At 60.8% G+C, this 23,230-nt stretch carries 22 protein-coding genes; 10 read left to right on the forward strand and 12 right to left on the reverse strand.

The features are described from left to right. Nucleotides 1-14: 14 nt before the first annotated feature. The 4 genes from BHC62_RS06625 to BHC62_RS06640 all read right to left on the reverse strand — a co-directional run bounded on the left by BHC62_RS06625 (nucleotide 15) and on the right by BHC62_RS06640 (nucleotide 2,843). A complete protein-coding gene (locus tag BHC62_RS06625; RefSeq protein ID WP_070994535.1) occupies nucleotides 15-962 on the reverse strand; it encodes an alpha/beta hydrolase fold domain-containing protein in 948 nt (315 codons plus the stop codon). Beyond that, nucleotides 962-1,402, reverse strand: a complete 441-nt coding sequence (locus BHC62_RS06630; protein ID WP_029294087.1) for a TspO/MBR family protein — start codon at nucleotides 1,400-1,402, stop codon at nucleotides 962-964. Before BHC62_RS06630 ends, BHC62_RS06625 begins: the two co-directional genes overlap by 1 nt. Before the next feature lie 262 nt (nucleotides 1,403-1,664). Then, a complete protein-coding gene (locus BHC62_RS06635) occupies nucleotides 1,665-1,898 on the reverse strand; it encodes a hypothetical protein (protein WP_029294085.1) in 234 nt (77 codons plus the stop codon). A 243-nt stretch (nucleotides 1,899-2,141) separates the two neighbouring features. After that, nucleotides 2,142-2,843, reverse strand: a complete 702-nt coding sequence (locus BHC62_RS06640; RefSeq protein ID WP_070994536.1) for a hypothetical protein — start codon at nucleotides 2,841-2,843, stop codon at nucleotides 2,142-2,144. Between the two features lie 258 nt (nucleotides 2,844-3,101). On the opposite strand from BHC62_RS06640, the gene BHC62_RS06645 reads away from it, so the two are divergent. Next, nucleotides 3,102-3,920, forward strand: coding sequence for a DUF2971 domain-containing protein (locus BHC62_RS06645; protein WP_070994537.1), 819 nt, complete (start codon nucleotides 3,102-3,104; stop codon nucleotides 3,918-3,920). Between the two features lie 1,360 nt (nucleotides 3,921-5,280). Here the strand turns inward: BHC62_RS06645 and dapF are convergent. Both dapF and argC read right to left on the reverse strand, forming a co-directional pair. Further along, entirely contained in the window at nucleotides 5,281-6,096 is an 816-nt protein-coding gene (gene dapF / locus BHC62_RS06650; RefSeq protein ID WP_070994538.1) for a diaminopimelate epimerase, read from the reverse strand. Between the two features lie 114 nt (nucleotides 6,097-6,210). Continuing rightward, nucleotides 6,211-7,140 carry an N-acetyl-gamma-glutamyl-phosphate reductase gene (gene argC, locus BHC62_RS06655; protein ID WP_070994539.1) on the reverse strand — a complete coding sequence of 310 codons (930 nt, stop codon included), beginning with the start codon at nucleotides 7,138-7,140 and terminating at the stop codon, nucleotides 6,211-6,213. Between the two features lie 114 nt (nucleotides 7,141-7,254). On the opposite strand from argC, the gene BHC62_RS06660 reads away from it, so the two are divergent. Continuing rightward, nucleotides 7,255-8,139: a LysR family transcriptional regulator gene (locus BHC62_RS06660; RefSeq protein ID WP_070994540.1), complete on the forward strand. Its 885-nt coding sequence runs from the start codon at nucleotides 7,255-7,257 to the stop codon at nucleotides 8,137-8,139. Nucleotides 8,140-8,253: 114 nt separating this feature from the next. Here BHC62_RS06660 and BHC62_RS06665 read toward each other — a convergent pair whose 3' ends face one another. Beyond that, nucleotides 8,254-8,739 (reverse strand): ATP-binding protein, encoded by a 486-nt coding sequence (locus BHC62_RS06665; protein ID WP_070994541.1) that lies wholly within the window; start codon nucleotides 8,737-8,739, stop codon nucleotides 8,254-8,256. Between the two features lie 201 nt (nucleotides 8,740-8,940). Between BHC62_RS06665 and BHC62_RS06670 the strand changes: the two genes are divergently transcribed. From BHC62_RS06670 to BHC62_RS06690, 5 genes are all read left to right on the forward strand, one after another. Next, the gene (locus tag BHC62_RS06670) at nucleotides 8,941-9,996 is read left to right on the forward strand and encodes an FAD-binding oxidoreductase (RefSeq protein WP_070994542.1); all 1,056 of its coding nucleotides are present in this window, start codon (nucleotides 8,941-8,943) and stop codon (nucleotides 9,994-9,996) included. 128 nt (nucleotides 9,997-10,124) lie between these two features. After that, a complete protein-coding gene (locus BHC62_RS06675; protein ID WP_070994543.1) occupies nucleotides 10,125-10,811 on the forward strand; it encodes an MOSC domain-containing protein in 687 nt (228 codons plus the stop codon). Between the two features lie 90 nt (nucleotides 10,812-10,901). Next, nucleotides 10,902-12,161: a hypothetical protein gene (locus BHC62_RS06680; RefSeq protein ID WP_070994544.1), complete on the forward strand. Its 1,260-nt coding sequence runs from the start codon at nucleotides 10,902-10,904 to the stop codon at nucleotides 12,159-12,161. A 114-nt stretch (nucleotides 12,162-12,275) separates the two neighbouring features. Then, nucleotides 12,276-12,443 (forward strand): DUF2986 domain-containing protein, encoded by a 168-nt coding sequence (locus BHC62_RS06685; protein WP_070994545.1) that lies wholly within the window; start codon nucleotides 12,276-12,278, stop codon nucleotides 12,441-12,443. Nucleotides 12,444-12,512: 69 nt separating this feature from the next. Further along, nucleotides 12,513-13,139, forward strand: a complete 627-nt coding sequence (locus BHC62_RS06690) for a glutathione S-transferase family protein (protein ID WP_070994546.1) — start codon at nucleotides 12,513-12,515, stop codon at nucleotides 13,137-13,139. Nucleotides 13,140-13,179: 40 nt separating this feature from the next. Here BHC62_RS06690 and BHC62_RS06695 read toward each other — a convergent pair whose 3' ends face one another. From BHC62_RS06695 to BHC62_RS06715, 5 genes are read right to left on the reverse strand one after another with little or no spacing between them, the layout of a single operon-like run. Next, nucleotides 13,180-13,476 (reverse strand): DUF3144 domain-containing protein, encoded by a 297-nt coding sequence (locus BHC62_RS06695; RefSeq protein WP_070994547.1) that lies wholly within the window; start codon nucleotides 13,474-13,476, stop codon nucleotides 13,180-13,182. A gap of 54 nt (nucleotides 13,477-13,530) precedes the next feature. Further along, nucleotides 13,531-14,226, reverse strand: coding sequence for a tRNA (adenine(22)-N(1))-methyltransferase TrmK (locus BHC62_RS06700; RefSeq protein ID WP_029294044.1), 696 nt, complete (start codon nucleotides 14,224-14,226; stop codon nucleotides 13,531-13,533). Then, on the reverse strand, nucleotides 14,223-15,680 hold the full coding sequence (locus tag BHC62_RS06705) for an efflux transporter outer membrane subunit (RefSeq protein ID WP_070994548.1): 1,458 nt from the start codon (nucleotides 15,678-15,680) through the stop codon (nucleotides 14,223-14,225). Before BHC62_RS06705 ends, BHC62_RS06700 begins: the two co-directional genes overlap by 4 nt. After that, a complete protein-coding gene (locus BHC62_RS06710; RefSeq protein ID WP_070994549.1) occupies nucleotides 15,677-18,778 on the reverse strand; it encodes a MexW/MexI family multidrug efflux RND transporter permease subunit in 3,102 nt (1,033 codons plus the stop codon). Before BHC62_RS06710 ends, BHC62_RS06705 begins: the two co-directional genes overlap by 4 nt. Further along, on the reverse strand, nucleotides 18,775-19,869 hold the full coding sequence (locus BHC62_RS06715; RefSeq protein ID WP_070994550.1) for an efflux RND transporter periplasmic adaptor subunit: 1,095 nt from the start codon (nucleotides 19,867-19,869) through the stop codon (nucleotides 18,775-18,777). The genes BHC62_RS06710 and BHC62_RS06715 overlap by 4 nt, the downstream gene beginning before the upstream one ends. Before the next feature lie 122 nt (nucleotides 19,870-19,991). Between BHC62_RS06715 and soxR the strand changes: the two genes are divergently transcribed. The 3 genes from soxR to BHC62_RS06730 all read left to right on the forward strand — a co-directional run bounded on the left by soxR (nucleotide 19,992) and on the right by BHC62_RS06730 (nucleotide 23,191). Continuing rightward, entirely contained in the window at nucleotides 19,992-20,465 is a 474-nt protein-coding gene (gene soxR / locus BHC62_RS06720; protein ID WP_029294036.1) for a redox-sensitive transcriptional activator SoxR, read from the forward strand. 248 nt (nucleotides 20,466-20,713) lie between these two features. After that, nucleotides 20,714-22,012 carry an MFS transporter gene (locus tag BHC62_RS06725; protein ID WP_070994551.1) on the forward strand — a complete coding sequence of 433 codons (1,299 nt, stop codon included), beginning with the start codon at nucleotides 20,714-20,716 and terminating at the stop codon, nucleotides 22,010-22,012. A 288-nt stretch (nucleotides 22,013-22,300) separates the two neighbouring features. Continuing rightward, complete coding sequence (locus tag BHC62_RS06730; RefSeq protein ID WP_070994552.1) at nucleotides 22,301-23,191, forward strand: bestrophin family protein; 891 nt, start codon at nucleotides 22,301-22,303, stop codon at nucleotides 23,189-23,191. Nucleotides 23,192-23,230 lie beyond the last annotated feature (39 nt).

The following is a 23,230-nucleotide window of genomic DNA, read 5'->3' on the forward strand; positions in this document are numbered from 1 at the left end:
ACCGGCGTACACGCTTAACGATCCGACGCCTGGATCCTGGCGGTTATCCACGCGCGACCATGCGCAAGCACGCGCTCGGCCAACGCCACCGGAAAATGAATAAAGCCATGTGCCGACTCCGGCAAGAGATACGCCTGCACCTGCGCGGCCGCCCCCCAGCGCTCGGCGATGTCCAGGGTGTCATCCTTGAGCGGGTCCAACTCGCCGACAAACATCAACGCAGCCGGCAAGCCGGTAAAATCGCCATACAGCGGCGACAACGGCGGCTGCCGACGCGCCTCATCGCTCAAGCCCGGGGTCAGCAGGCGCAGTGCGTCGACCATCCCCGGACCATCGAGTAACAGCGTCTGCGGCCCGGCTGCGTGTACGCTCGGCGTGCCGGCCAAATCGTAGACGCCGTAATACAACAGCGTCCCGCTGACCCGCGCGAGCAGTTGCGGCCACTGCTTCAACGCCAGCAACGTCGCCGCGGCCAGATGGGCACCGGCCGATTCGCCCACAACAATCACCGGCAGGCCGGCAAACTCGTGCTCAGTGAGCAACCAGCGCGCGGCGCTCAGGCAGTCGTCCATCAGCCCTTCAATCGGTGTGTCCACGGCGAGCCGATAATCCACCGAAACCACCGCCACCTCGCACGCCCGCACCATGCCCAGGTTCAACTCATCATCCATCTGCGCATTGCCAATCACCCAGCCGCCACCGTGGATATCCAGGACCACGCCTTTGATTCTGCCGCTGGGCCGCAGAATGCGCACGGGCACTTGAACGCCATCTACACCCACCAACCGAGCCTCAGCCGCGGGCCCCTTCTTGATGTGTTGACTGACGCGCAATAACGCCTGGATTAATCGAGGGGTGACCCGATTGCGGATTTTAAAGCGCGGCAGCCAGGCAAGCTTTTTATTGAAGCGGCGCATTTGTGCCAGTTCAGGCGCACTGGCGGGCCAAGGCTCGTAGGCCATCAACGGTTACTGCGCAGGATCGAGAAATTCAACGCCGCGGCCACACACAGCCACGCCAGGTACGGGAACAGGATCAATCCAGTGATCAGGTCCAGGCGCACCGCCAACACCACCATGGTTGCCACGGTGAGCCAAAGCAGGGTGATAACCACCATCGCGGCGAAGATCCGATGCGCGCCGAAAAACACCGGGGTCCACAGCGTGTTCAATGCAATCTGCGCCGCCCACAAGGCCAGTACCGTTTGACTGCCAGGGATCAGGCTCAAGCGATAACCGGCCCAGGCCAGCAGCAGGTAGATCAGTGTCCAGGCCACCGGGAACAACCAGTTGGGCGGGGTAAAACGCGGCTTGACCAGGGATTCATACCAGGCACCAGGCTTGAACATGATGCCGGTGCTGGCGGCGGTGGCGCAGGCGAGCAGGAAGATAAAGAAGGTCATTGGCGGTCCCTATGTAGATGGCGCTCGCAAGTGGTGCCGAGCCTTTACCAATGACTCAAACCCGCCACCAAAAATTCAATGAACTGTAGAAACTCGTCCACCGTGCGCTCCCGGTTCCCGCTCGTAGGAGCTGACTTGCCAGCGATAACGCAGGACATCAGGTGTTCTGCGTCGCTCTCCGGTTTTTCGCTGGCAAGCCAGCTCCTACAAAAAGCGTCTGCCCACACAGGCGAGTGCGGGGGCTACGCATGCCCTGTATTGGCTAGCCCTTCAGTTCGCTGGCCCGATGACTCGCGGCGTCGTCATATGCCACATACAACGACTCGGCGATCTGGCTCTTGATGGCTTTGCTGGCCTCCAGCCCCAACACAAAGCCTTCGGCCTTGCCGCCAGCGCGGTTAAGGTCGTCGAGGGTGCTGGCGCCGGTAATCGCGTCCAACAACTTGCTAGCGTGCGGGCCTACGCCCTTGGGCAGGCTGATCTGGTCGATGCTCATTGCGCCGCCTTCGATGAGGTTGAGGATGGGCTGTTACGGGTAAACGAGGTCATTGGCGATACCTTGAGGGCTTGGGGCCGATAGCGCGTTTGGCCACTGTCGGGGTGGCATGGTAGACCGGTATGGGGATGAGGGGGCAGCTTTTGGCCGTTTTCAGTCGGTTGTCACCGGCAGAAATCGGCCAGAAGCGGACGCTCGCGACGGAACAAGCAGCATGCATCGGAGCCAGTATCACGCGTGAGGTTACTTGCGATCCCCCATGCGCCTTTTCACGCTGTAACAGTCATTAATATCGAGAGCCTTTTGATAGTATTTCGAGCGTTGTGCGCGGTTACTGTCCCCCTGTAACCGGTAAATCTCCGCTTGGTAGTCACGACTGCTGCCCCACTGCATAGCAAGGCCCACAGGTTGTTCCCGCTTGCACTCAAGCCTCACAACAGGCTGTGGAAAGTATTTTTCATAGATTGGCATGCTGGTCTCTGTGGCCTGCAATGCTGTTTGGTACAGGGTCGTGTCGGTGTACGCCAAACACCAGGATGAAATCTCAAGTGCCGGTGGAGCAAAGCCGTGAGCAAGGCTTTTTTCAAACAAGGGGCAAGCTTTCTCTTTTATGACTTCGCTCGGATACAGCATCACATAGATCAGTCCGAGACGATATTGGGCCACGGGATGATCAAGGGCGGCTGCCTGCTCAAGAAGAGTGATCGCTGGCTTTAACAGTGCGCCACCTTCATCGATCAGGGCCCAGGAGCGCGTCTTCTCTTCTGCGCTTGCTGTAGGAGTGTTAGCCGGTACTGCTTCGAGCTTGCTATTCGCCTGTTGTAGATACGGGACGGCCTGCTGATATAGGCTCTCACTGCGAGGATCGATATGAAACGTGCCGGCCATGCACAACTGTGATAGTAGGCACCCTGCTAGGGTGTAGCTCCAGCGATTAAGAAACATAGTTTTCTTCCTTGCGGCACACTATTTGAGAGCCGCGTAGCGTACTGATGATTTTCGCTAAAGACTACTTCCCGGCTTTTGATTCCCTTGTCTGATGGTGAAGAGCAATAGCGCGGTCTGGTCGTTTTACGCCGCCACGAGCGACTGCTCTTGGCCGATTTCTGCCGGTGACAACCGACTGAAAACGGCCAGAAGCGGACAGTGGACAGACTGATGGCTAAATAGTAGCGTCAGGTTTTTATCCAGGAAGTTAGACCCATGTCATTGCCGCTGCACCTCTACAAATACGAGCGTTTTACCGCACAGTCGCTTCAGAACCTGAAGGACCAAATAATCTATTTCGGTTCCCCGCTCGCTTTCAATGACCCTTACGACTGCGCGCTTTCACCGCTCATCAAGGAGCCAACTGACGCCGATGTTGAGAAATTGCGAAGCCATTACTTAGCGAAGCCCGAAATCGAAAATGGGATTCGGCGAGAGTTCGAGAAGGCATCTCCTGCTGAGCTTCGGAATATGCTCCTTCGCACAGGTCAAAAAACCTTAGATGACATGATCAAAAGGTTTCTGTCACAACGTGGGGTCAGTTGCTTTTCAGAGAAGAAGGACAACTTGTTGATGTGGTCCCACTACGGGGATCATTGCAAAGGGTTCTGCCTGCAGTTTTCAACCTTGGCCGATCCATTTCACAAGATTAAGAAGGTCCGCTACACACAAGACATGCCTATTCTCGACATCGTTCCAATCCTGTGCGGTGAAGACTCCGATCCTGTGTCCGATCTATATTGTACCAAAGCGATTGATTGGGCTTACGAGCACGAGTGGCGTGCTATTCATAGCCAAGCCGGCACGGCCTATCGGTATCCTTCCGAAGCACTTACCGGCATCTATTTCGGCCCAGACATGCCCCTCACTGCGATTGAGATCATCGCGTTAGTTCTCGCAGGACAAAATGAACACGTCCAGCTCTGGCAAGGTTCTCGTAGCAAGTCTAACTTCTCGGTTGAATTTCAGCCCATGAAATACATGTCACATCTGGAAGCAAAGCGGCTAGGACTGTTGGGGACAGCAGGTACTTAATCAGCCACTCAAATTGCACCTTCGAACCACGATATCTCCTACCCGCCCAACACATCAGTCTTCTTTCGCCAGAAGCAGTCCTTAAATCTCGGGGTGCCAGCGGCTTGACAGCGAAATTTCGTGGTGGACGAGTACATACCTGACCCCATTTTCCCTCACACCACTATAGTCCTTTTAACTAATATGACTTTCCGTGAACATCAGGTGGGCCTGCCGATACCCATGTCAGGAGGCCTTGGTCTGGTTGTCTCAGACCGTGCACAATTTCACATGGACTCATAGGTATCACCGACGACATGATGGCCTCCGCATTGACCGGGCCAGAGGTGGCTGAGCAATATGCGGCTATCGCCGCGGGGTGAATGGTCGTGGCTTACAGCGTCTCCTTAGATCGGCGCCTATTGTCGCTGACCCGCCGGCGCCACGGACTAACCACCCCCCCCAGCTGACTACCGCCTGCGCAATGCCGCTGTATGCCTCATGGAATGGTGAATGGGTAGAAGGGCGCCAGGGCTTCCAATGGCGCTGGATCATGCTGATCAAGGCCACCAGCGAATGCGGGGCCGGAGGTCGGCGCCCACCGCGCCCGAGGCGATGCTCGAATGACTCTGGGCGTGCTGTGCTACCTGCAACGTCGCACCAATGGGCGTAAATCAACAAACAGGTCTATCTTTAGATAACAAGTATATGCTGCCAAAGCTAATTCAATTTTTCACATAGCTAAAATTAAGCGTCTTATGTCTATTGAAAGTATTCATCAGAACCAATAAGCTGATTCTGCAACAACCAAAATAAATATTAACATCAAGGAGAAACGTTATGGCTCTTAAACCAGGCCCAAAGCCAATTGCCAAGTCAACCGGTGAACTTGATCAGCGTCGCCGTGATAACAAAGACACACCGGGAAACAAACCCGACTTAAAACCTAGCAAGTCCTCAAAAAAATAGGTTGTCGCTGGCAGAGGCTACTTTAATGGTAGCTTTTGTCATTGGAGCTTGTAGGGGGTGAATGCATAGCCTGTAATTTCGCCTTAGCTGATGATCATTACCCGCTCTATGAGCGCTATAACAAAATATCAAATATCATCATTGCTGCATAACCCGAGAGTTAAAATAACCGGGTTTTCTTAAGTATCCTCCAGGCTCGCTACGGACAATTTTTTCAACTCTACCGGTGACTAAATTACCCCTGATTCGCAAAGAAACTGAGAGACCGCTTTTTGCCGACTGTAGCCGGTCGAGAAAGACCGAAACCAACCAATAACAGACATTTAAAGCAGGGGGCAATAAATCTGTCCCGTCCCGTCTGTGCCTTGGCTTTCCCTCGGTCCCGTTCCCTCAGATAGCGGCCCACCTAAACTCAGATTTTCAACAGCGTATCCGTGATTATTCCTGAAAAGGTCGTCTCCACCGGCCCGGTGAGAAAGACTGGTCCCACGCCATCCCATTGAACCGTTACAGCTCCCCCGTCACATTCGACCTCAACGCAATTGTCTAAAAAGCCACGACGAATTCCATTGACCGCGGCGCCACAACAGCAGGAACCTGACCCCAGCGCAATGCCCCCTCCGCGCTCCCAAATACGCAACCGGATGTGCTCTGGGTCAATGATCTGGACGAAATGCACGTTCGTCCTGAGGGGAAACAAAGGGTTGGTTTCAATTACTGGCCCAATCGTCGCTATCTCAACGGCTGACAGGTCATCCACAAAATAGGTGCAGTGCGGATTTCCCATGCTACAAGCTGCTGGGTCACCGGCAAGTGGCAACACCGAAGTATCCATTTCAAGAGCCAGAGGAATATCCGACCAGTTGAAAAGCGGCTTTCCCATATTGACGGAAATGGCGCCGGTTGAAGTGCGTTCACAAGTCAGCAGGCCACGGTTGGTTCGCAGGGCTACCGACGTAATATCGGATTCGCGCATCAATATATCCGCCGCCCCCCGCGTTGCGCTGCCGCAAGCGTCCAGCGATGAGCCATCCGCATTCCAGAACATCAAGCGCGCATCTGCATCATCGCAATCGAGCATCACCGCGATTTGATTGAAGCCGATTCCTCGATTGCGATCGCCCAATAGCCCAGCCAAATTGCTTGCGATTGGATTGGGGGAAGTTCGCGAGTCTACGACAACGAAATCATCGCCATTGGCGTGCATTTTATGAAAACCCAGCGGCATAAATAGACCTGGCAGCGAGACATGATGCATTGAGGTTTTAGAGCGATCTATCCCTGGAGGAACACCCGCTCGAACATTCCAGCCGTAGACTCGAGAGCCCGTGGGTAGTCGCAGTCATGTTGCGGCAAGCATCAGATCCAGATTCTGCACCGCCGCTCCAGCGGCTCCCTTCCCGAGATTGTCAAACACCGCAGCCAACACAACCTGCCCTGTTTCATCATTTGCACACACCACCAATCGCAAACTATCAGTCCCGTTGAGCGCCTGAGGATCAAGGTGCGTCAACCCTTTGGCCTCCTGCATCGACATCACCTGTACATGGTGTGCATCGATGTAGTGCTGCGTAAGGCACGCATGCAGCCGCACCGCATCCACGCCCGGCGCCAACAACCGAAGTTGCAACGGTATGGTCAGCACGATCCCCTGCCGAAAAGCCCCATAGGCCGGCACAAACATCGGCCGTTCCATCAGACCGCTTTGCTGCTCAATCTCCGGAATATGTTTGTGTGCCAGCCCCAGGCCATAAACCTGAAACGCCGGCGCCTGCGATGCGCCCTCTCCCTCATGCTCTTGCACTCCGGCGCGCCCTTTTCCGGAATAGCCCGACACCGCATGAATGTTCGTCGGGAAGTCCCTGGGCAGTAGCCCGGCCTGCAGCAATGGGCGCAGCAGCCCTATCGCCCCCGTGGGATAGCAACCGGGATTGCTGACCCGCCGCGCCGTGGCGATGCGTTGGGCCTGCTGCGCGTCCATCTCGGCAAAACCATAGGTCCAGTCTGGATGAGTGCGGTGCGCCGAACTCGCATCGATCACCCGAACGGCGGGGTTTTCGATGCTCGCTACAGCGTCGCGGGCGGCTTCGTCGGGCAAGCAGAGAATCGCGATGTCGCAGGCGTTGATGATTTCGGCACGACGTTGCGGATCCTTGCGGTGTTCGGGGCTGAGGGTGATGAGCCGCAGATCGGTCCTGCCGCTTAAACGTTGGTGGATTTGCAACCCGGTGGTGCCTTGGTCGCCGTCGATGAATACAAGGGGGCTTGCCATGGAATGCTCTCGCACATAGGAAATCAGGAGCTGCAATCTTCAATCCGGGGCTAAGATAGGAAAAGTTGAATTTCCAAACGATGAAATTCAGTTTTTCTGAACAAGGAATGACTCATGCGCGAAATCAGCCTGGACCGTCTGCGCACGTTGGTGGCCATTGCCGACCTGGGTTCGTTTGCCGAGGCGGCCCGTGTGCTACACCTCGCGCCACCCACGGTCAGTTTGCATATCGCCGACCTGGAGTCGCGGGTTGGCGGCAAGCTGTTGTCGCGCACGCGTGGGCGCGTTCAGCCGTCGGCGATTGGAGAAACGCTGGTGGAACGCGCGCGGCGCCTGTTGGCGGATGCAGAGCAAGCGCTTGAGGACGTGCAGCGTCAGGTGCAGGGCTTGGCCGGGCGTGTGCGACTGGGTGCCTCCACCGGGGCGATCGCACAGCTGATGCCGCAAGCGTTGGAGACATTGAGCCAACGCCATCCCGCGATCGATGTGCAGGTCGCGGTGCTCACGTCGCAGGAAACATTGAAGAAGCTTGCCGAGGGCTCTTTGGAGATCGGTCTGGTCGCGCTGCCACAGACCCCGGTGAAGGGATTGCGGATCGAGCCCTGGCGGCGGGACCCGGTCATGGCTTTCTTGCCGGCACGCTGGGATTGCCCGGATGTGGTGAACCCTGGTTGGCTGGCCGCTCAGCCATTGATTCTGAATGACAACACCACTCGGCTTTCGCGCTTGACCTCGGAGTGGTTCGCCAGTGATGGACGACAGCCCACGCCGCGCATTCAACTGAACTACAACGATGCGATCAAAAGCCTGGTCGCGGCCGGTTATGGCGCGACGCTGTTGCCCCATGAAGCCTCAACGCCATTGCCCGATACCAGGATCGCCATGCGGCCATTACAGCCCTTGTTGTGGCGTGAACTCGGTATTGCCCACCGTGGTGGGGACGTCGAGCGGCCGACGCAACATGTGCTGGATGTGTTGTGGGGGTTGAGCGCGGGCTAGAGCAATGTTGTCGCTCTCGAACGTTGCAGCCCTGAGATGTCCACGAAAGCCCGGTCGATTCACGCTGGGGCAGAAGCGGACACTTCGGATGTCCTCTCCAGGCGCTGCTGCCCGTCAAAGGCGGTGGGTTTTAATCTGGAGTCCTTCATCCTCGTCCGGCGCCCGAAAGTAGCGAGTGATCAGATCGAACTGCGCATCTGTCGCAGAAAACTCATGTTCGGCGCGGCGGTTGCGCCTATGCAACCGGCCTCGACATATGTCCTCGTCCACCTCAAGGTAGTGGACACAATGGGGAACCTCGGCTGAGTCAGCGAGGCTGCGCAACCATCGTCGATCTTCAGGTGTGTTGGCGGGAAAATCCAAGACCACCGTCACGCCCGTATTGAGCATATCGATGACGAGCGGGCCCAGCACCTCTCTAATCTGACGTGACAGACGCACGTAATCGGTGACTGACTTGATCTGATCAGGGTAAAGCCGCGACAGCCAATTATCCTCACTCAGCAGGATCGCCGACTGTTCGGCTGCCAAGTTTTTGGCCAGCGTTGATTTACCGGATGCAATCTTGCCTGACATCAGATGAAGCACGGGTTTTGGCATAGGGGCGTCTCCTTGTCGAAGCCTGATGATGCTCATACAAAAGCATCGAAGCAACCGCAGATACCTCACCTTCCGCTCCGGGTCGTTTTCAGCCGGTCGCGCTCGGCATTGCAGGCGCCCTGTGCCCATTGTCAGTCAGTAAGCGTACTCCCCAACTGCCCACTGTCGTACCCTTCCCATGTCGACAAACCCGAGGTTGCCATGGAAAACAGCCCAGTCCACACAATCATCGTCATCGGTGCCGGTATCGTCGGCGCTTCCCTGGCCTATCACCTGGCCACCAGGGGCGCAAAGGTCACCCTGATCGAGGCCCAGGATATCGCCTGCGGCGTAACCAAAACCTCATTCGCCTGGATCAACACCACCCACCCAGCCCCCGACCCGATCGGGCAATTACGCGATGCAGCCATCCAGGAATATCATCGCCTCCAGGCCCAGCTCCCAGGGCTGGAGATCCGTTGGACTGGCGCCCTGACTTACGGTGCAGCACCTGTGCCTTCAGCCCGTCGCGTATGCCGTTCGCAGATTCTCGACCTTGAGCCCAACCTCAAGCATCCACCCGAACAAGCAACCTATGCCGCTGAAGAGGGTGCCCTGGATGCCGTGGCCGCCACCCACGCGTTGGTCAAAGGTGCCCAGGCCCATGGGGCCACGGTGCTCACCCAGACTCAGGTGCTGGGCTTTGCCACTCAAGGTGATCAGGTAACGGGGGTCGAGACGCCAAGGGGGTTTATTGCGGCCGATGTGGTCGTGCTGGCCGCGGGCACAGGCACTGCGAAGCTGGCTGAGATGCTCGGCGCCGAGCTCCCAATCAACGCCTCCCCGGCGATTTTCATCCGCTACAAGACCCACACCAGCCTGGTAAAAACCTTGATCTCCAGCCCTGAAATGGAAGTTCGGCACGCTGCGGACGGTACGTTGCTGGCGGCAGAGGATTACCTGGACGACACCCTGGACAACCCGCCAATGGCGATTGCACGACGCACGGCGCAAGCGATCCAGAATGAACTCCAAGGCGTGGTCAGCATTGAGCCTGAACTGGCCTGCGTCGGGCTTAGGCCAATGCCGGCCGACGGCATTCCCATCATCGGTTACCTGCCCCAGGTCGGCGGTGTGTACGTGTGCGCCATGCACCCTGGGGTGATGTTGGCGGCGGTGGTGGGACGTCTTGCTAGTGAAGAGATCATCGACGGCAAGGTATCCTCTGCGCTTGCTCCATGCCGTCCTGATCGATTTGTCCGTTGCCCTACCACCTAGGGCAACACCGCATTCTTGAAGATCGGTTCGCTGTGCAGCACGCGAACGCCTTCCGGGCCGCTTTCAAGCAGCCGGCGCTCGCCACCCGCGTTGATCTGTCGTGAACATCAAATACCGGAGGTCCCTGCATGAGTCTGCCCACTATCCGCCTCGACACCTTGCTCACCGGCCGCGTGCAGCCATTCACCCGCCCAGGCACCCAGAGCGCCATCGATAAACAGCCGCAACAGGGCCAACTGAAGGTCTCCACCCTGGGCCTTCACGGCGACGAACAGGGCGACCTGCGCGTACATGGCGGGGTGGAAAAAGCCATTCACCACTACCCGCTCGAGCACTACGCCCGTTGGGCCGACGAATTGGGCGCTCATCCCTTGCTCACGCAGCCGGGGGCCTTTGGCGAGAACTTCAGTACCACCGGCTGGAGCGAGCATGACGTCTGCCTGGGCGATCGGATTCGGGTCGGGACGGCATTGCTCGAGGTGTCCCAGGGACGCATGCCGTGCTGGAAGCTCAGCGACCGCTTCGCCGTCGCCAACCTGGCCCTGCGCGTGCAGCAATCGGGCCGCACCGGCTGGTACTACCGGGTGCTGGAGGAAGGCGTGGTGAGCGCGGGCGATAGCCTGCAACGGGTCGAACGGCCCTTTGCCGAGTGGTCACTGGCTCGTTTGTCCGCCGTGCTGTTCGACAAGCAAGTAGAGACCGAGTTGTTGCGCGAATGCCTGGCGCTGCCGCTGGTGCCGTCATGGCGGCGTACCCTGGAACGGCGCCTGGAAAAAGGCATGACCGAGGACTGGGGCCCGCGCCTGCAAGGTTGAAACGCAGCGCAAACACTGAGCTGCGTTGCCCCAGGCCAATAAATGTCTGGATAATGCCCAGCTCCCACGCCGATAAGGACATCCCCGCCAATGAAGTTGCCCACGCCTACGCTGCTGCTCGCCTCTGCCCTGCTGCTGCCGTCCCTGGCCCATGCCAGCGACGCCGCCTTGACCGACACGCTCAAGGCGTTCACCCAGTGTGACGCCCGTTTCTTCACCAGCCTGCACGCCCACGGCGACGCCTGGCAGGCCTATGCGCCGCTGGTGCGGGAGAAGAACACCACGTGGATCGCGGTTAAAAATCGCGCCAACGGCGAGGAAAATTCAGTGCTGGTCAGCGCCCCGCCGATCGCCGGCTTGAAGCTGTTGTCCTACTTTGACGAGAGCACCGACCTCGGCAAGTTGGGGCTCTACTATTACTGGGGCTTTGTGGTTGAAGGCGGTGTCGACGACGTCGCCAAACGCATCGCGCCACTGCTGGAACAACCTGGGTCGTTGCAAAAAAACAGCCCGGTGTACGTTCGCAGCGAGCTCAAGGTCGGCGACCAGTGGCAGGCCATGCCGCCCCAACCCGGCTCCGCGCCCGGCACGCGGCGGGTAGAGCGGGTGCTGCTGGTCGAGCCGGAAGGCAAACAGGGCACGCAATCGCGGGTCAGTTGTTCGCTGCAGGGTGGCGTGGACGGTACGTTGCTCGCCCGCTTGCGTCCGGACATTGCGCCGGCTGACTATCCTCGAACCGTGGCCGAAACTCATATCGACGATGTCGAGGTGCCGACCAGCGTGCTCCAGCGCCTTGATTCGCCGCTGCTGCAACCGAAGTTCAAGACGCTGACCTACACGTCCCAGTCCACCAAGGATGACGGCAGCAAGGATAGCCCGGTTTCCGAGACGTTCACCGCCCAGGGTGGCTTGCTGAAGAAGAAGGAGATCTACAGCGAGCGCTTCAACGTCGACCGCCTCACCCAGGCCGACCTGATCCAGTTGAAGTCGAAGATGAATGGCATAGGCGATGGGCGCGTACTGCTGACCCACGAAATCACGCTGGATATTCCGCCAACCTGGACCCCAGGCCAAACGCTGAGCGCGCGCATGACCATGGCTGATGTGCCGGCCAAGCCGACCGACACATCCCGCATCACGCCCTTGAACTGCGTGGTGGGCCAACGTTTTCCAGCGCGGCAGGTGTTTGCCAGCTTGACGGGCGACGCGATCAAACTGGAATGCGACCAGGGCGACTATAAAACCACACGCGCGTTTATCGAGGACTTGGGGCTCGCCATGACCCTGGAGTCAACGTCGGACAAAATCCATTACGTGTATGAATACACCGCGCTGGATGTAGTGCGTTAACCAACACATCAAACCCTTTGTGGCGAGCGGGCTTGCCCCGCGCTGGATAAATGGCAGCGCGAGCCCGCTCGCCATACTGATATCATCCAGGCATTAACGCGCTGAGTAGAAAGCATGAACCGTCGTAAGAAACTCAACCAGATTTTGAAAGCCAACGCCAAGAAGGCCAATGCCAAATTGGCCCCCAAGAGCAAAGACAAGTACATCAGCAAGGCCGACCGGTTGAAACTGGAGGCCGAAGCTGCCCAGGACACGCCGATTGCCTCTGACACGCCCAACTGATTCAGGGCACTCTAGGCCCGCGCAGCAGTCTGTTCCCAGACACCCCACTCTCGCCCGGCGGAGCCTCCCATGATGATTGTTCACCACCTCAACAACTCACGCTCGCAGCGCATTCTCTGGCTGCTCGAAGAACTCGGCCTGCCCTACGCACTCAAGTGCTACCAGCGCGACCCAAAAACCAACCTCGCGCCACCAGAGCTCAAGGCGATCAATGCGCTGGGCAAATCGCCGGTGCTTGAAGATGGCTCGCGTGTGGTGATCGAGTCCGGCGCCATTGTCGACTACCTGATCCGCCGCCATGGCCAGGGCCGCCTGCAACCGGACCCCGCCACAGACGCCTACGACACCTACGTGCAATGGCTGCACTTCGCCGAAGGCTCGGCGATGCTGCCGCTGATGCTCAACCTGTATGTCGGCCGCCTGGGTGAAGCCGGCGCGCCATTGCATCCGCGGATCGAGTCGGAACTGGCCAATTACCTGGGTTACCTGAACAACGCCCTGGCGCAGTCGCCGTACCTGCTGGGTGAGGAACTGAGCGGCGCGGATATCCAGATGAGCTTTATTGGCGAAATCGCCAAGGCCCAGGGCAAGTTGCAGGCCTACCCGAACCTCGCGGCATGGGTCCAGCGGTTCCAGGCCCGGCCGGCCTATCGCAAGGCGCTGGAACAGGGTGGGGAATATGCGTTTGCCAAGTAAACAGCCGGGTATTGAGTAAACGCCCGCCCTTAAATGACGGTCAGTTGTCTGGGGCCGTCATGTACTGGCTGAAATTGTTGATGTGATCATCCAGATTGTCTTCCAGCATCATCCGGTACTGGTCGCAGAAATACTTCAGCATCGCTTCCCGCGACTCGGCCATTTGTGCGCCGGACTTGAAGTTGCGCGCGCTCGCCCAGGCATTGAAACGGGTCGTGCCGAACATCATCGAGGCGCTGACCTGGCCAAGGTTCTCGAGGGTTTTCAGTTGCTCGTTCGACAGCTCGATATGCGCATCGGCACGGTCGTAGAAGGCTTGGTCTGTAGCGTCTGGCATGCGGGTCACCTGGGTCGGAGGATGGCGTATTGGAGCATTTCTGATGGTGGCGATCTACACCAGCAACTCGGTGATCCAGCGCACCTCCTGCGTCAGCTCCGCAACCTTCTGCTCAGGTAGCGCCTGTCGCGCCTCGGCCAATTGGTCCAGGGTCCGTTGCTTGTAGCGCAACAGGCGCTGCCACTTGCCCAGGAACGCCTCGCTGCGGGCCTGCATCTGCAGCGGGCCGAAGTACAGTTGCTCGGCGCTGTAGCTCACCGGCCCACTGCGCTCGGCGACGATGATTTCATAGTCGAAGCGATTTTCCCGCAGCAGCTCCTCGCAGAGGATGCGGTAACCGTTGTCCATCAGCCACAGGCGCAGCGGTTGTTCGCCGCCGTTGGGTTGCAGGATCAGACGCTCCTGGCCGCTGAGGTACAGCTTGCCGCGCTCAAGAATGTCGCGGATGGTCTCGCCGCCCATGCCGCAGATGCTGACCGTGTCGATCCGGTCTGCCGGCTCGATGGCCGCCAGGCCATCTGCCAGGCGCACGTGGATGTGCGATTCCTGGCCGTTGTCGCACACGGTCCGCTGGGCCGCGCGGAACGGGGTCAGCGCCACCTCGCCGGCCACTGCCGCGACGATGGCGCCCCGGTTCATCAACGCCACCGGCAGGTAGCCGTGATCCGAGCCGATATCAGCCAGGCGCGCACCGGCGGGTACCTGCGCCGCCACGCGTTCCAGGCGCATGGACAATGTGTTTTGGTTCAACTGCTGTTCCTTTTCAAGGCACCGTTGGCCTCGCTGAGGGCCGCAGGGTAAAGCCTCGGCGCCCGCCAGGCCAGCGCCTTGTACAAGTCCACCGCATTGCCATAGGACGCGGCCTGCGCCTGGGCAATGGCCTGGCGCAGGGTGAGCAGGTCGCGCTGGCTCTGCTGCACCGACAAGTAACTGCCGGAACCTGCGCTGTAACGCCGCTGCGCGATATCCAGCGCCGTCTCCACATGCCGGGCCGATTGCACCAGGTTGAGCAGATGCCGCTGGTGTTCGGCCAGTTGGGTAATGGCGCCCTCCACTTCTTCCACGGCCACCAACAGCACCTGTTCGAAGTGTGCGGTCTCCCGTTGCGATAGGGCCTGGGCGCCGCGCAGGCGTGCACGCACGGTGCCCAGGTTGAGTGCCGGCCAGGTCAAGCCCGGGGTCAATTCGAATGCCCGGGATGCGCTGCCCAGATCCCCATCGCGCAAGGCGAAGAAGCCGATAAACCCACCCAGGTTCAAGCGCGGATACAGGTCGGCGGTGGCGGCGCCCACGTCCTCGACGCGCGCCGCCAGCAGCCGTTCGGCCTGCAGCACATCCGGTCGATTGCGGATCAACCGGTCGACATCCCCCAGCGGCAATTGCCGCGCCAGTGGCCCCGGCGCCAAGGGGTCGAGGTCGACGCTGAAACTGCCCGGGCGCTGCCCCGACAACACTTGCAGCCGGTAAAGGCTACGTTGCAGCTGGCTCTGCAAGGGCGCAATCGTCGCCTGGGCGCGCAGCGCATTGCCCCGGGCACTCTCCAACTCTTCTGGCAGGCCACTCCCGGCCTGGCTTTGCGCCTCGGTCAGGCCCACGGTCACTTGCCAACTGCGCACGGCATCATGTGCCAGTTGCAGTTGCTGGCGCTGGCCCTGCGCCGCGTAATAGGCATGGGCCACTTGTGCGGCGATGCTCAGTTGCACCTGTTCAAGGTCGGCCTGCGAGGCCTCGGCCCGTGATTGCGCGGCGCGGTTCAAGTGGTCGAGGCGACCGAACAGGTCCAGCTCCCACTGCAGGTCCAGGCCGGCACGCCACGACTCGGACAAGCTGCGGCTCGGCCGCGCGCCCGTCACCGGCTGCTGCTCCAGGCTGCGCTGGTACGCCGCCGTGCTGGTGATGGTCGGCAGGCGCTGCAACGCTTGCTCGTCGACATACGCACGGGCCAACAGCAGGTTTGCCCGCGCTTGGCGCACATCGTGGTTGTGGGCCACGGCGCTCTCGATCAAGCGCGCCAGTTGGGCGTCGTCGAAGAAGGTCCACCAGGCGGCCAGCGGCTGCGCGGTTCCCTGGGCGAAGTCCTCAGCCTGCGGGCTGGCCAGCTGAATCGGCGCGATCTCGGGGGCGCGGTATTGCGGCCCCACCGAGCAGGCACCCAGGCAGGCCAGCGCCCCCAGCAACAACGGGTAATGGATAAATGTGTTCATGGGCGCACCTCGACATGCCCTGGCGCCAGGTGGCGTTCGGCATCCGCCAGTTGCCGCTGGCGCAGGCCCTGCACCCGATGATCGCGCGCCAGCCAGGCATAGATAGTGGGAAGGACAAACAGCGTAAACAGCGTGCCAACCAGCATCCCGCAGACGATCACCACGCCCAGGCCAAAGCGACTATTGGCCCCGGCACCGTCGGCGAACAGCAGCGGCAATACGCCGAAGGTCATCGCCGCCGTGGTCATCAGCACCGGCCGTAGGCGGATCTGCGCGGCGCGGATGATTGCTTCGGCGCGGTCGAGGTGCTCGCGCACCTGGATCTCATTGGCGAACTCCACCATCAGGATCCCGTGTTTGCTGATCAGGCCAATCAAGGTCACGAGCCCGATCTGCGTGTAGATATTCAGCGTGGCCCAGCCCAGTGCCAGCGGGATCAGCGCGCCGCAAATGGATAACGGCACGGTGACCAGAATGATCAATGGATCGACCAGGCTTTCGTACTGCGCCGCGAGCACCAGATAGATCACCACCATCGCGGCGAGAAACGCCCATACCAGCGCACTGCCCTCCTGCACGTATTGGCGTGACTCGGACTGCCAGTCATGACTGAACCCCGGCGGCAGTTCGCCGGCCAGTTGCTCCAGCAGAGCCACCGCCTGCCCCTGGGAAACGCCGGGCGCCGGGATGGCCTGCAGGGTGCTGGCGTTCTGCTGATCGAACTGCAACAGGCGGTTCGGCGCCACCGTGATATCCAGATGCACCAGGGCCGACAGCGGGATCAACTGGCCGTCTTCGGTCCGCACATACTGGCGGGCCAGGGCCTGGGGGGTCAGGCGCTGTTCTTCGGTGCTTTGCGTAATCACATCATACGAGCGCCCATACAAGGCGAAGCGGTTGATGTACTGCTCGCCCACCAGCACCGCCAGCGAGTCACCGATATCGCGCATGCCAATGCCCAGGCTCGCCGCCTTGGCCCGATCGACGCTGACTTTGACTACCGGGTTGTTGTAGTCCAGGTCGCTGTCGACCACGGCAAACAGGCCGCTGTCACGGGCCCGCTGCTTGAGGGTTTCCATGGTCTGGTACAGCACCGGGTAATCCAGGGCGCTGCGCAGCACCATCTGCACCGGCAGGCCACCGCTGGAGCCGGGCAGCGAGGCGACCTGGAAGGCAAAGATGCTGCTGCCTTCGACCTCGCCCACGGCCTGCTGCAACTGGGCCTGGACCTGCTCGGCCGAACGCTCGCGGGCCTGCCAGGCGCTGAGGTTGATCCCGCCGAAACTGGCCGCCGGCCCGTCGGTGCCATTGATGATCCAGGTGTCGGTGGTTTCCGGCAGGCTCTCCATGATCCGGTTGAGCTTGCTCGCAAAGCGTTCCGCGTAGTCGAGGCTGGCGTATTGCGGGGCCTTGATGGCGGTCAATATCGCCGCCTGGTCCTCGGGAGGCGCCAGCTCGCGCTGGGGCAAGGTGTACAACCACGGCAGGCTCAGGCACACCAGCAAGGCAACGCCGCCGCTGATCCAGCGCCGCGCCAGGGAGTAACCCAGCACCCGGCCATAGGTCGCGGCCAGCCCGCCAAACACCCGTTCAGCCCACTTGGCCATGCGCCCTTCTTGCTGCCCAGGCTTGAGCAGCAGCGAGCTCATCACCGGCGACAAGGTCAAGGCGACCACGCCCGAGACCATCACCGCCCCCGCCAGGGTCAGGGCAAATTCGCGGAACAACGTGCCGGTCAGGCCGCCGATCAGGCCGATGGGCGCGTACACCGCCGCCAGCGTCAGGGTCATGGCAACCACCGGCCCGGCGATTTCGCGGGCGCCAACCAACGCCGCGGCCACCGGGGTCAGGCCTTCTTCGATATGCCGGTGGACGTTTTCCACCACCACAATGGCGTCGTCCACCACCAGGCCGATGGCCAATACCATCGCCAGCAGGGTCAGCAGGTTGAGGCTGAAGCCGAAGAACAGCATCAAGGCCGCCGCCCCGAGCATCGACAACGGAATCGCCAGCACCGGGATCGCTACGCTGCGCAGCGAACCCAGGCACAGCCAGATCACCAGCACCACGATCAGCATGGCCTCCAGCAAGGTGTGCAGCACCTCCTCGATGGACGCCTCGATAAAGCGTGCGGTCTCGTAGGCCAGGGCGACGTTGACCCCAGGTGGCAGCGTCTGCTGGATTTGCGGCAGTAGTTGACGAATCCCATCGACGATCACCAGGGGGTTGCCCGACGGTGTGGGAAACAGCCCCAGATGCACCGCCGGACGACCATTCATGGTGGCGCTGGTCTGGGTCGCCGCTGCGCCCAATTCCACGGTGCCCACATCGCGCAGGCGGACCAGGGCCGTGCCGTCATTGCGGATCACCAGGTCACGGAAGGCCTCGACACTGGTCAGGTCCGTGTCGATATGGATATCGGCCAGCACGAATTGGCCACGGATCTGCCCCGGCGTGGCCTGGTAGTTGTTGCTGCGCACCGCTTGTGCCACATCGGCGGCGGTCACCCCGCGCCCGGCCATGCGATCGCTGTCCAGCCACAGGCGCATCGCCAGGTTCTGGCCGCCGAAGGTTTGCACCTTGGCGACCCCGTCGATCCCGGACAACTGCGGTTCGACCACCCGCGACAGGTAGTCGCTGAGCTCGGGAATCGACAGCGTGTCACTGGCAAACCCCACGTAGGCCACGGCGGTGGAGTCGCCGGCCGAGAGTTCGACCACCGGGTCGTAGGCATCATCGGGCAAGCGGTAACGCACTTGATTGACCTTGGCCATGGTCTCGGCCAACGCCAGGGTCGAGTCGCGGTTGAGGGTCATGCGCAGGGTGATCACGCTACGCCCCTGGACCGACGACGACGCCAGGTAATCGATACCCTCCACCGACGACACGGCCTGGGTGAGCGGTTGGGTGACAAAGCCTTGCATCAATTCGGCCGAGGCACCGGGGTATTCGGTGCTGACGGTGATGGTCGAGCTTTCCAGCAACGGGTACTGGCGCACCGGTAATTTGCCGAGGGCAAACAGGCCGGCGAGGACGATCAGGCTGCTGACGACCAGGGCCAATACCGGGCGCCGTACAAAACTGTCGGTGAAGCTCATGAGGCGCGATTCCCTTCAACGTCCAACGTGTTTTGCTCGACCGCTTCGACGGGCATGCCGTCGCTGAGCTTGAGCTGCCCGGAAACCACCACCTGGTCGCCCAGTGCCAGGCCCGAGGTGATTTCCACCAGGCCCTGCCAGCGCTCCCCGGTGGTCACCTGCACGCGGCGCACACTCAAGGCGCCGGCCGGATCGGCGCTGGCGATAAACACCGTCTGCCCGTAGGCGGTGTAGGTGATGGCGGTTTCCGGCACCACCAGCACCGTGGGAGATTGCACCGCCGATAGACGCACGCTGGCGTACATCCCAGCCTGCAACTGCCCGCCCGGATTGGCCAGGGTGGCTTGCACCCGCACCGAGCGCGACTGGCCGATCAGCGGGTCGATGGCATTGATCTGCGCCAGGAAATGCTCGCCCGGCAAGGCATCCACCGTGAGCTGGGCGCTCTGGCCGACGCGCAAGCCAGGGGCCGCCTGTTCAGCCAGGGCAAAGTTCACATGCAGGCGCTGGGCATCCACCAGGCTGGCGATGGCTTCCCCGGTCTGCAGGTACTGGCCTTGGTGCACGCGGCGGATCCCCACCTGCCCGGCGAATGGCGCACGGATAGCTTTTTGCGCAATCAGCGCATCGACCTGTTGCAGCTCACCCTTGGCCATGTCGAGGGCGGCGGTGGCGTTGTCCAGTTGTTCCTGGGTCGCAACATTCACGGCCGCAAGCTTTTTAATGCGCAGGAACAGCGTCTGGGCATTGCGCAGTTGGGCGTGCAGGCGCAAACGGTCGGCCTGTTCGGGGGCGTCATTGAGCTGGACCAACAACTGCCCGGCCTTGACCGCTTGCCCAGATTCAAAGGCGATCCGCGTGATACGCCCGGCGGTTTCCGCCGCCACCTCTACCTGGTTGGCCGCCTCCAGTTCCCCGGCGGCAAAGGCCTGCCTCGGCGCCTCACCCTGGCGCACCTTGGCCAGCGCCACCTTGGCCACCGGCCACGCCGCTGCGGCCTGGGTTGAGGGTTGATTACCCCATAACGTGATAACCAGGGCCAGCACCGCTACCGCTGCCACGCCCCCGCCCACTAGCATCCTTCTGCCCATGCCCTGCTCCGCTCATTTGTGGTGTGTTCGCTGCCGCCCCACCCCGCACTGGCGATGGAAAGCGGTTGCAGCAAAGATCGGGCAGGACTATAAAACCTCAACTTAACTTGAGGGCAACACCCATGGCAGCAGAAAAGAACCCCGACGGTGTGCGCTCCCTCACCATCGGCGAGGTTGCCAGGCGCAGCGGCGTACCGATCTCCACCCTGCACTTCTACGAATCCAAGGGCTTGATCGCCAGCACGCGCAACGCTGGCAACCAACGACGCTTCCCGTCGCTGGTGCTGCGCAGCATCGCGATCATCAAGGTGGCGCAACGCACCGGCATCCCCCTGGAAGAGATCAAGCGCGCCATGGGCCGCTACCCACCGAACAGCAAACTGACGGCCGCACAATGGGGAGAAATGTCCTCGGCCTGGCGCGACAACCTCAACGAACGCATCCGCACCCTGGAAGCCCTGCGTGACAGCCTGGACAACTGCATCGGTTGCGGCTGCCTGTCACTCAACGACTGCCCCTTGCGCAACCCTGGCGACACCTTGGCCCAGGAAGGCCCGGGCCCAAGGATCCTCGAACGCGCCAGCCAGCGGATCTGAAATGCAATCTTCCAATCCCTGAAGATCAAGGTGGGAGCTGTCTCGCCCTGCGAGGCTGCGCTGGCGGCGGCATTGCTGGGATTGATGTTGGCTGACCTGCCGCTATCGCCGGCCTGCCAGCTCCCACATTTGATCTTCATTGCCTTGGCAGGTCGGTGCTGACTACGCCGATGACACTTTTGAAGTAAGTCGCTGCGGGCTCTTTCCTGATAATCGAGCGATCACTGACGAAATGCCGAGGCCCCGCCATGACGCGCGCATCTACTGAACAGGTCCCGCCGCAAACCCTGAGAAAAGTCATCGTCGCCGCCGGTATCGGCAATTTTGTCGAATGGTTCGACTTTGCCGTGTATGGCTTTCTCGCCACCACCATCGCCCAGCAGTTTTTCCCCAGTGGCGATGCCAGCGCGGCGTTGCTCAAGACGTTCGCGGTATTTGCCGTGGCCTTTGCGTTCAGGCCCCTGGGCGGGATCTTTTTCGGCATGCTGGGTGATCGCATCGGCCGCAAGCGCACCCTGGCAATGACGATTTTGCTGATGGCGGGTGCGACTACGTTGATCGGCTTGTTGCCCACCTATGCTGCGATTGGCGTTACGGCGCCGATCCTGTTGTCGCTGATCCGCTGCGCCCAGGGCTTTTCCGCCGGGGGTGAATACGCCGGGGCCTGTGCCTATCTGATGGAGCACGCGCCCAGCGACAAACGGGCGTGGTACGGCAGCTTTATCCCGGTGTCGACCTTTGCCGCCTTCGCCTCGGCGGCGGTGGTGGCCTATGCGCTGGAAGCCTCGCTGTCAGCCGAGGCCATGGGCAGTTGGGGCTGGCGCCTGCCGTTCCTGATCGCCGCGCCGCTGGGCCTGGTGGGGCTGTACCTGCGCTGGCGGCTGGATGAAACACCGGCGTTCCAGGCGGTGAAACAAGAGCATGCCGTGGCCCACTCGCCACTCAAGGAAACCCTGCGCAACCATGGCGCGGCGATCTGCTGCCTGGGCGCGTTTGTGTCGCTGACGGCGCTGTCGTTCTATATGTTCACCACCTACTTTGCGACGTACCTGCAAGTGGCCGGTGGCCTGAGTCGGGCGACGGCGCTGCTGGTGTCGCTGATTGCGCTGATCTTCGCCGCGGCGATGTGCCCGGCGGCGGGCTGGTACTCCGACCGCGTCGGGCGACGCGTCACGGTGATGACCGCCTGCGGGCTGTTGATGGTGGTGGTGTATCCGTCGTTTTTGATGGCCAGCTCCGGCTCGTTCGTTGCGTCGATCGTCGGCGTGATGCTGCTGGCGGTGGGTGCGGTGTTGTGCGGTGTGGTCACGGCCGCCCTGCTCTCGGAAACCTTCCCGACCCGCACGCGCTACACCGCTTCGGCGATTACCTACAACATGGCCTACACGATCTTTGGCGGCACTGCGCCACTGGTGGCCACGTGGTTGATCAGCACAACCGGCAGCAACCTGTCGCCAGCGTTTTACCTGATTGCCGTGGCCTTGCTGGCCCTGGCCGGTGGCCTGGCCCTGCCGGAAACCTCGCGTATTTCCCTGCACGACGCCTGAGTTTGGCTGTAGAGAGCAGCCGTAAAAGAGCGGGTAGTGGCGAGGGGGCTTGTCCGTTGGGCTGCGCAGCAGCCCCATTTCAATAAGACCATTGAGTTTCTTCAGGTGGGCTGAGGGGGTGGTTTTGGGGCTGCTGCGCAGCCCAACGGGGGACAAGCCCCCTCGCCACGGCAACCCTGTTCACCACTACCAGTCTGCTCACCAAGGCAGCCCCCCAGCGAACCTTTCTTGCACATATACCGTCCGAGCTAGGGCATTGATGCTTTTCGCCCGCTCGGAGGTTTGTGTTTGAAAGCTGCCATCGTCAAAAAGTACCGCCTGATTATCAAGACCATGGGTTATGTAGGCTGGGCATTGTTCTGGCTGCTGCTTTGGGATATTGCGGTCACCGTGGACTTCATGCTGTTCCTCAACGCCAAGATCAACCTGCCGCTGATGCCCCTGACGCTGCTCGGTTCGGCGCTGGTGGTGCTGATCAGTTTTCGCAACACCAGCGCCTATAACCGCTGGTGGGAAGCACGCACGCTGTGGGGCGCGATGGTGAATAATTCGCGTAGCTTTGCGCGCCAGGTGCTGACGTTGCTGGACGACCCCGACAACGAGGTCAACCCGATCAAGTCGACCCTGCTGCGCCGCCATGTGGCGTATGTGAATTGCCTGGCGGCGCACCTGCGGGGCGAACCGTGCCCCGAAGAAGTACGGGCGTTTATTCCCACGGACGAGTTCGCGCGCAACGGTGCCACCAACAACTTTGCCAACGACATCCTCACCGGCTCCGCCGCCCTGCTGGCCCGGGAATACAAGGCCGGGCGCCTGGACAGCATTCGCCTGGCGCGGATCGAATCCACCATGGTCGACCTGTCCAACAGCCAGGGCGGTATGGAGCGCATCGCCAATACGCCGTTGCCCTACCCGTATGTGTATTTTCCACGGCTGTTTATTTCGCTGTTCTGCCTGATTGTGCCGGTGGGGTTGGTGGAGTCCCTGGGCTGGTTCACCCCGCTGGCATCGACGGTGGTGGGGTTTATGCTGCTGGCCATCGAACGGATCGGCACCGACCTGCAAAGCCCGTTTCGCTCCAGTGAACACCAGATCCAGACCGAAGCCATCTGCGAAACCATCGAAAAAAACCTGCAGTCGATGCAGCGTGATTCGTTGGGCGATGTGCACAACCGCTGACCCGCTGCCACGTGGTTGCCATTAAAAAGCCTGCTTTGT

Source organism: Pseudomonas sp. 06C 126, from assembly GCF_001855215.1.
In the GTDB taxonomy this organism is placed as follows: domain Bacteria; phylum Pseudomonadota; class Gammaproteobacteria; order Pseudomonadales; family Pseudomonadaceae; genus Aquipseudomonas; species Aquipseudomonas proteolytica.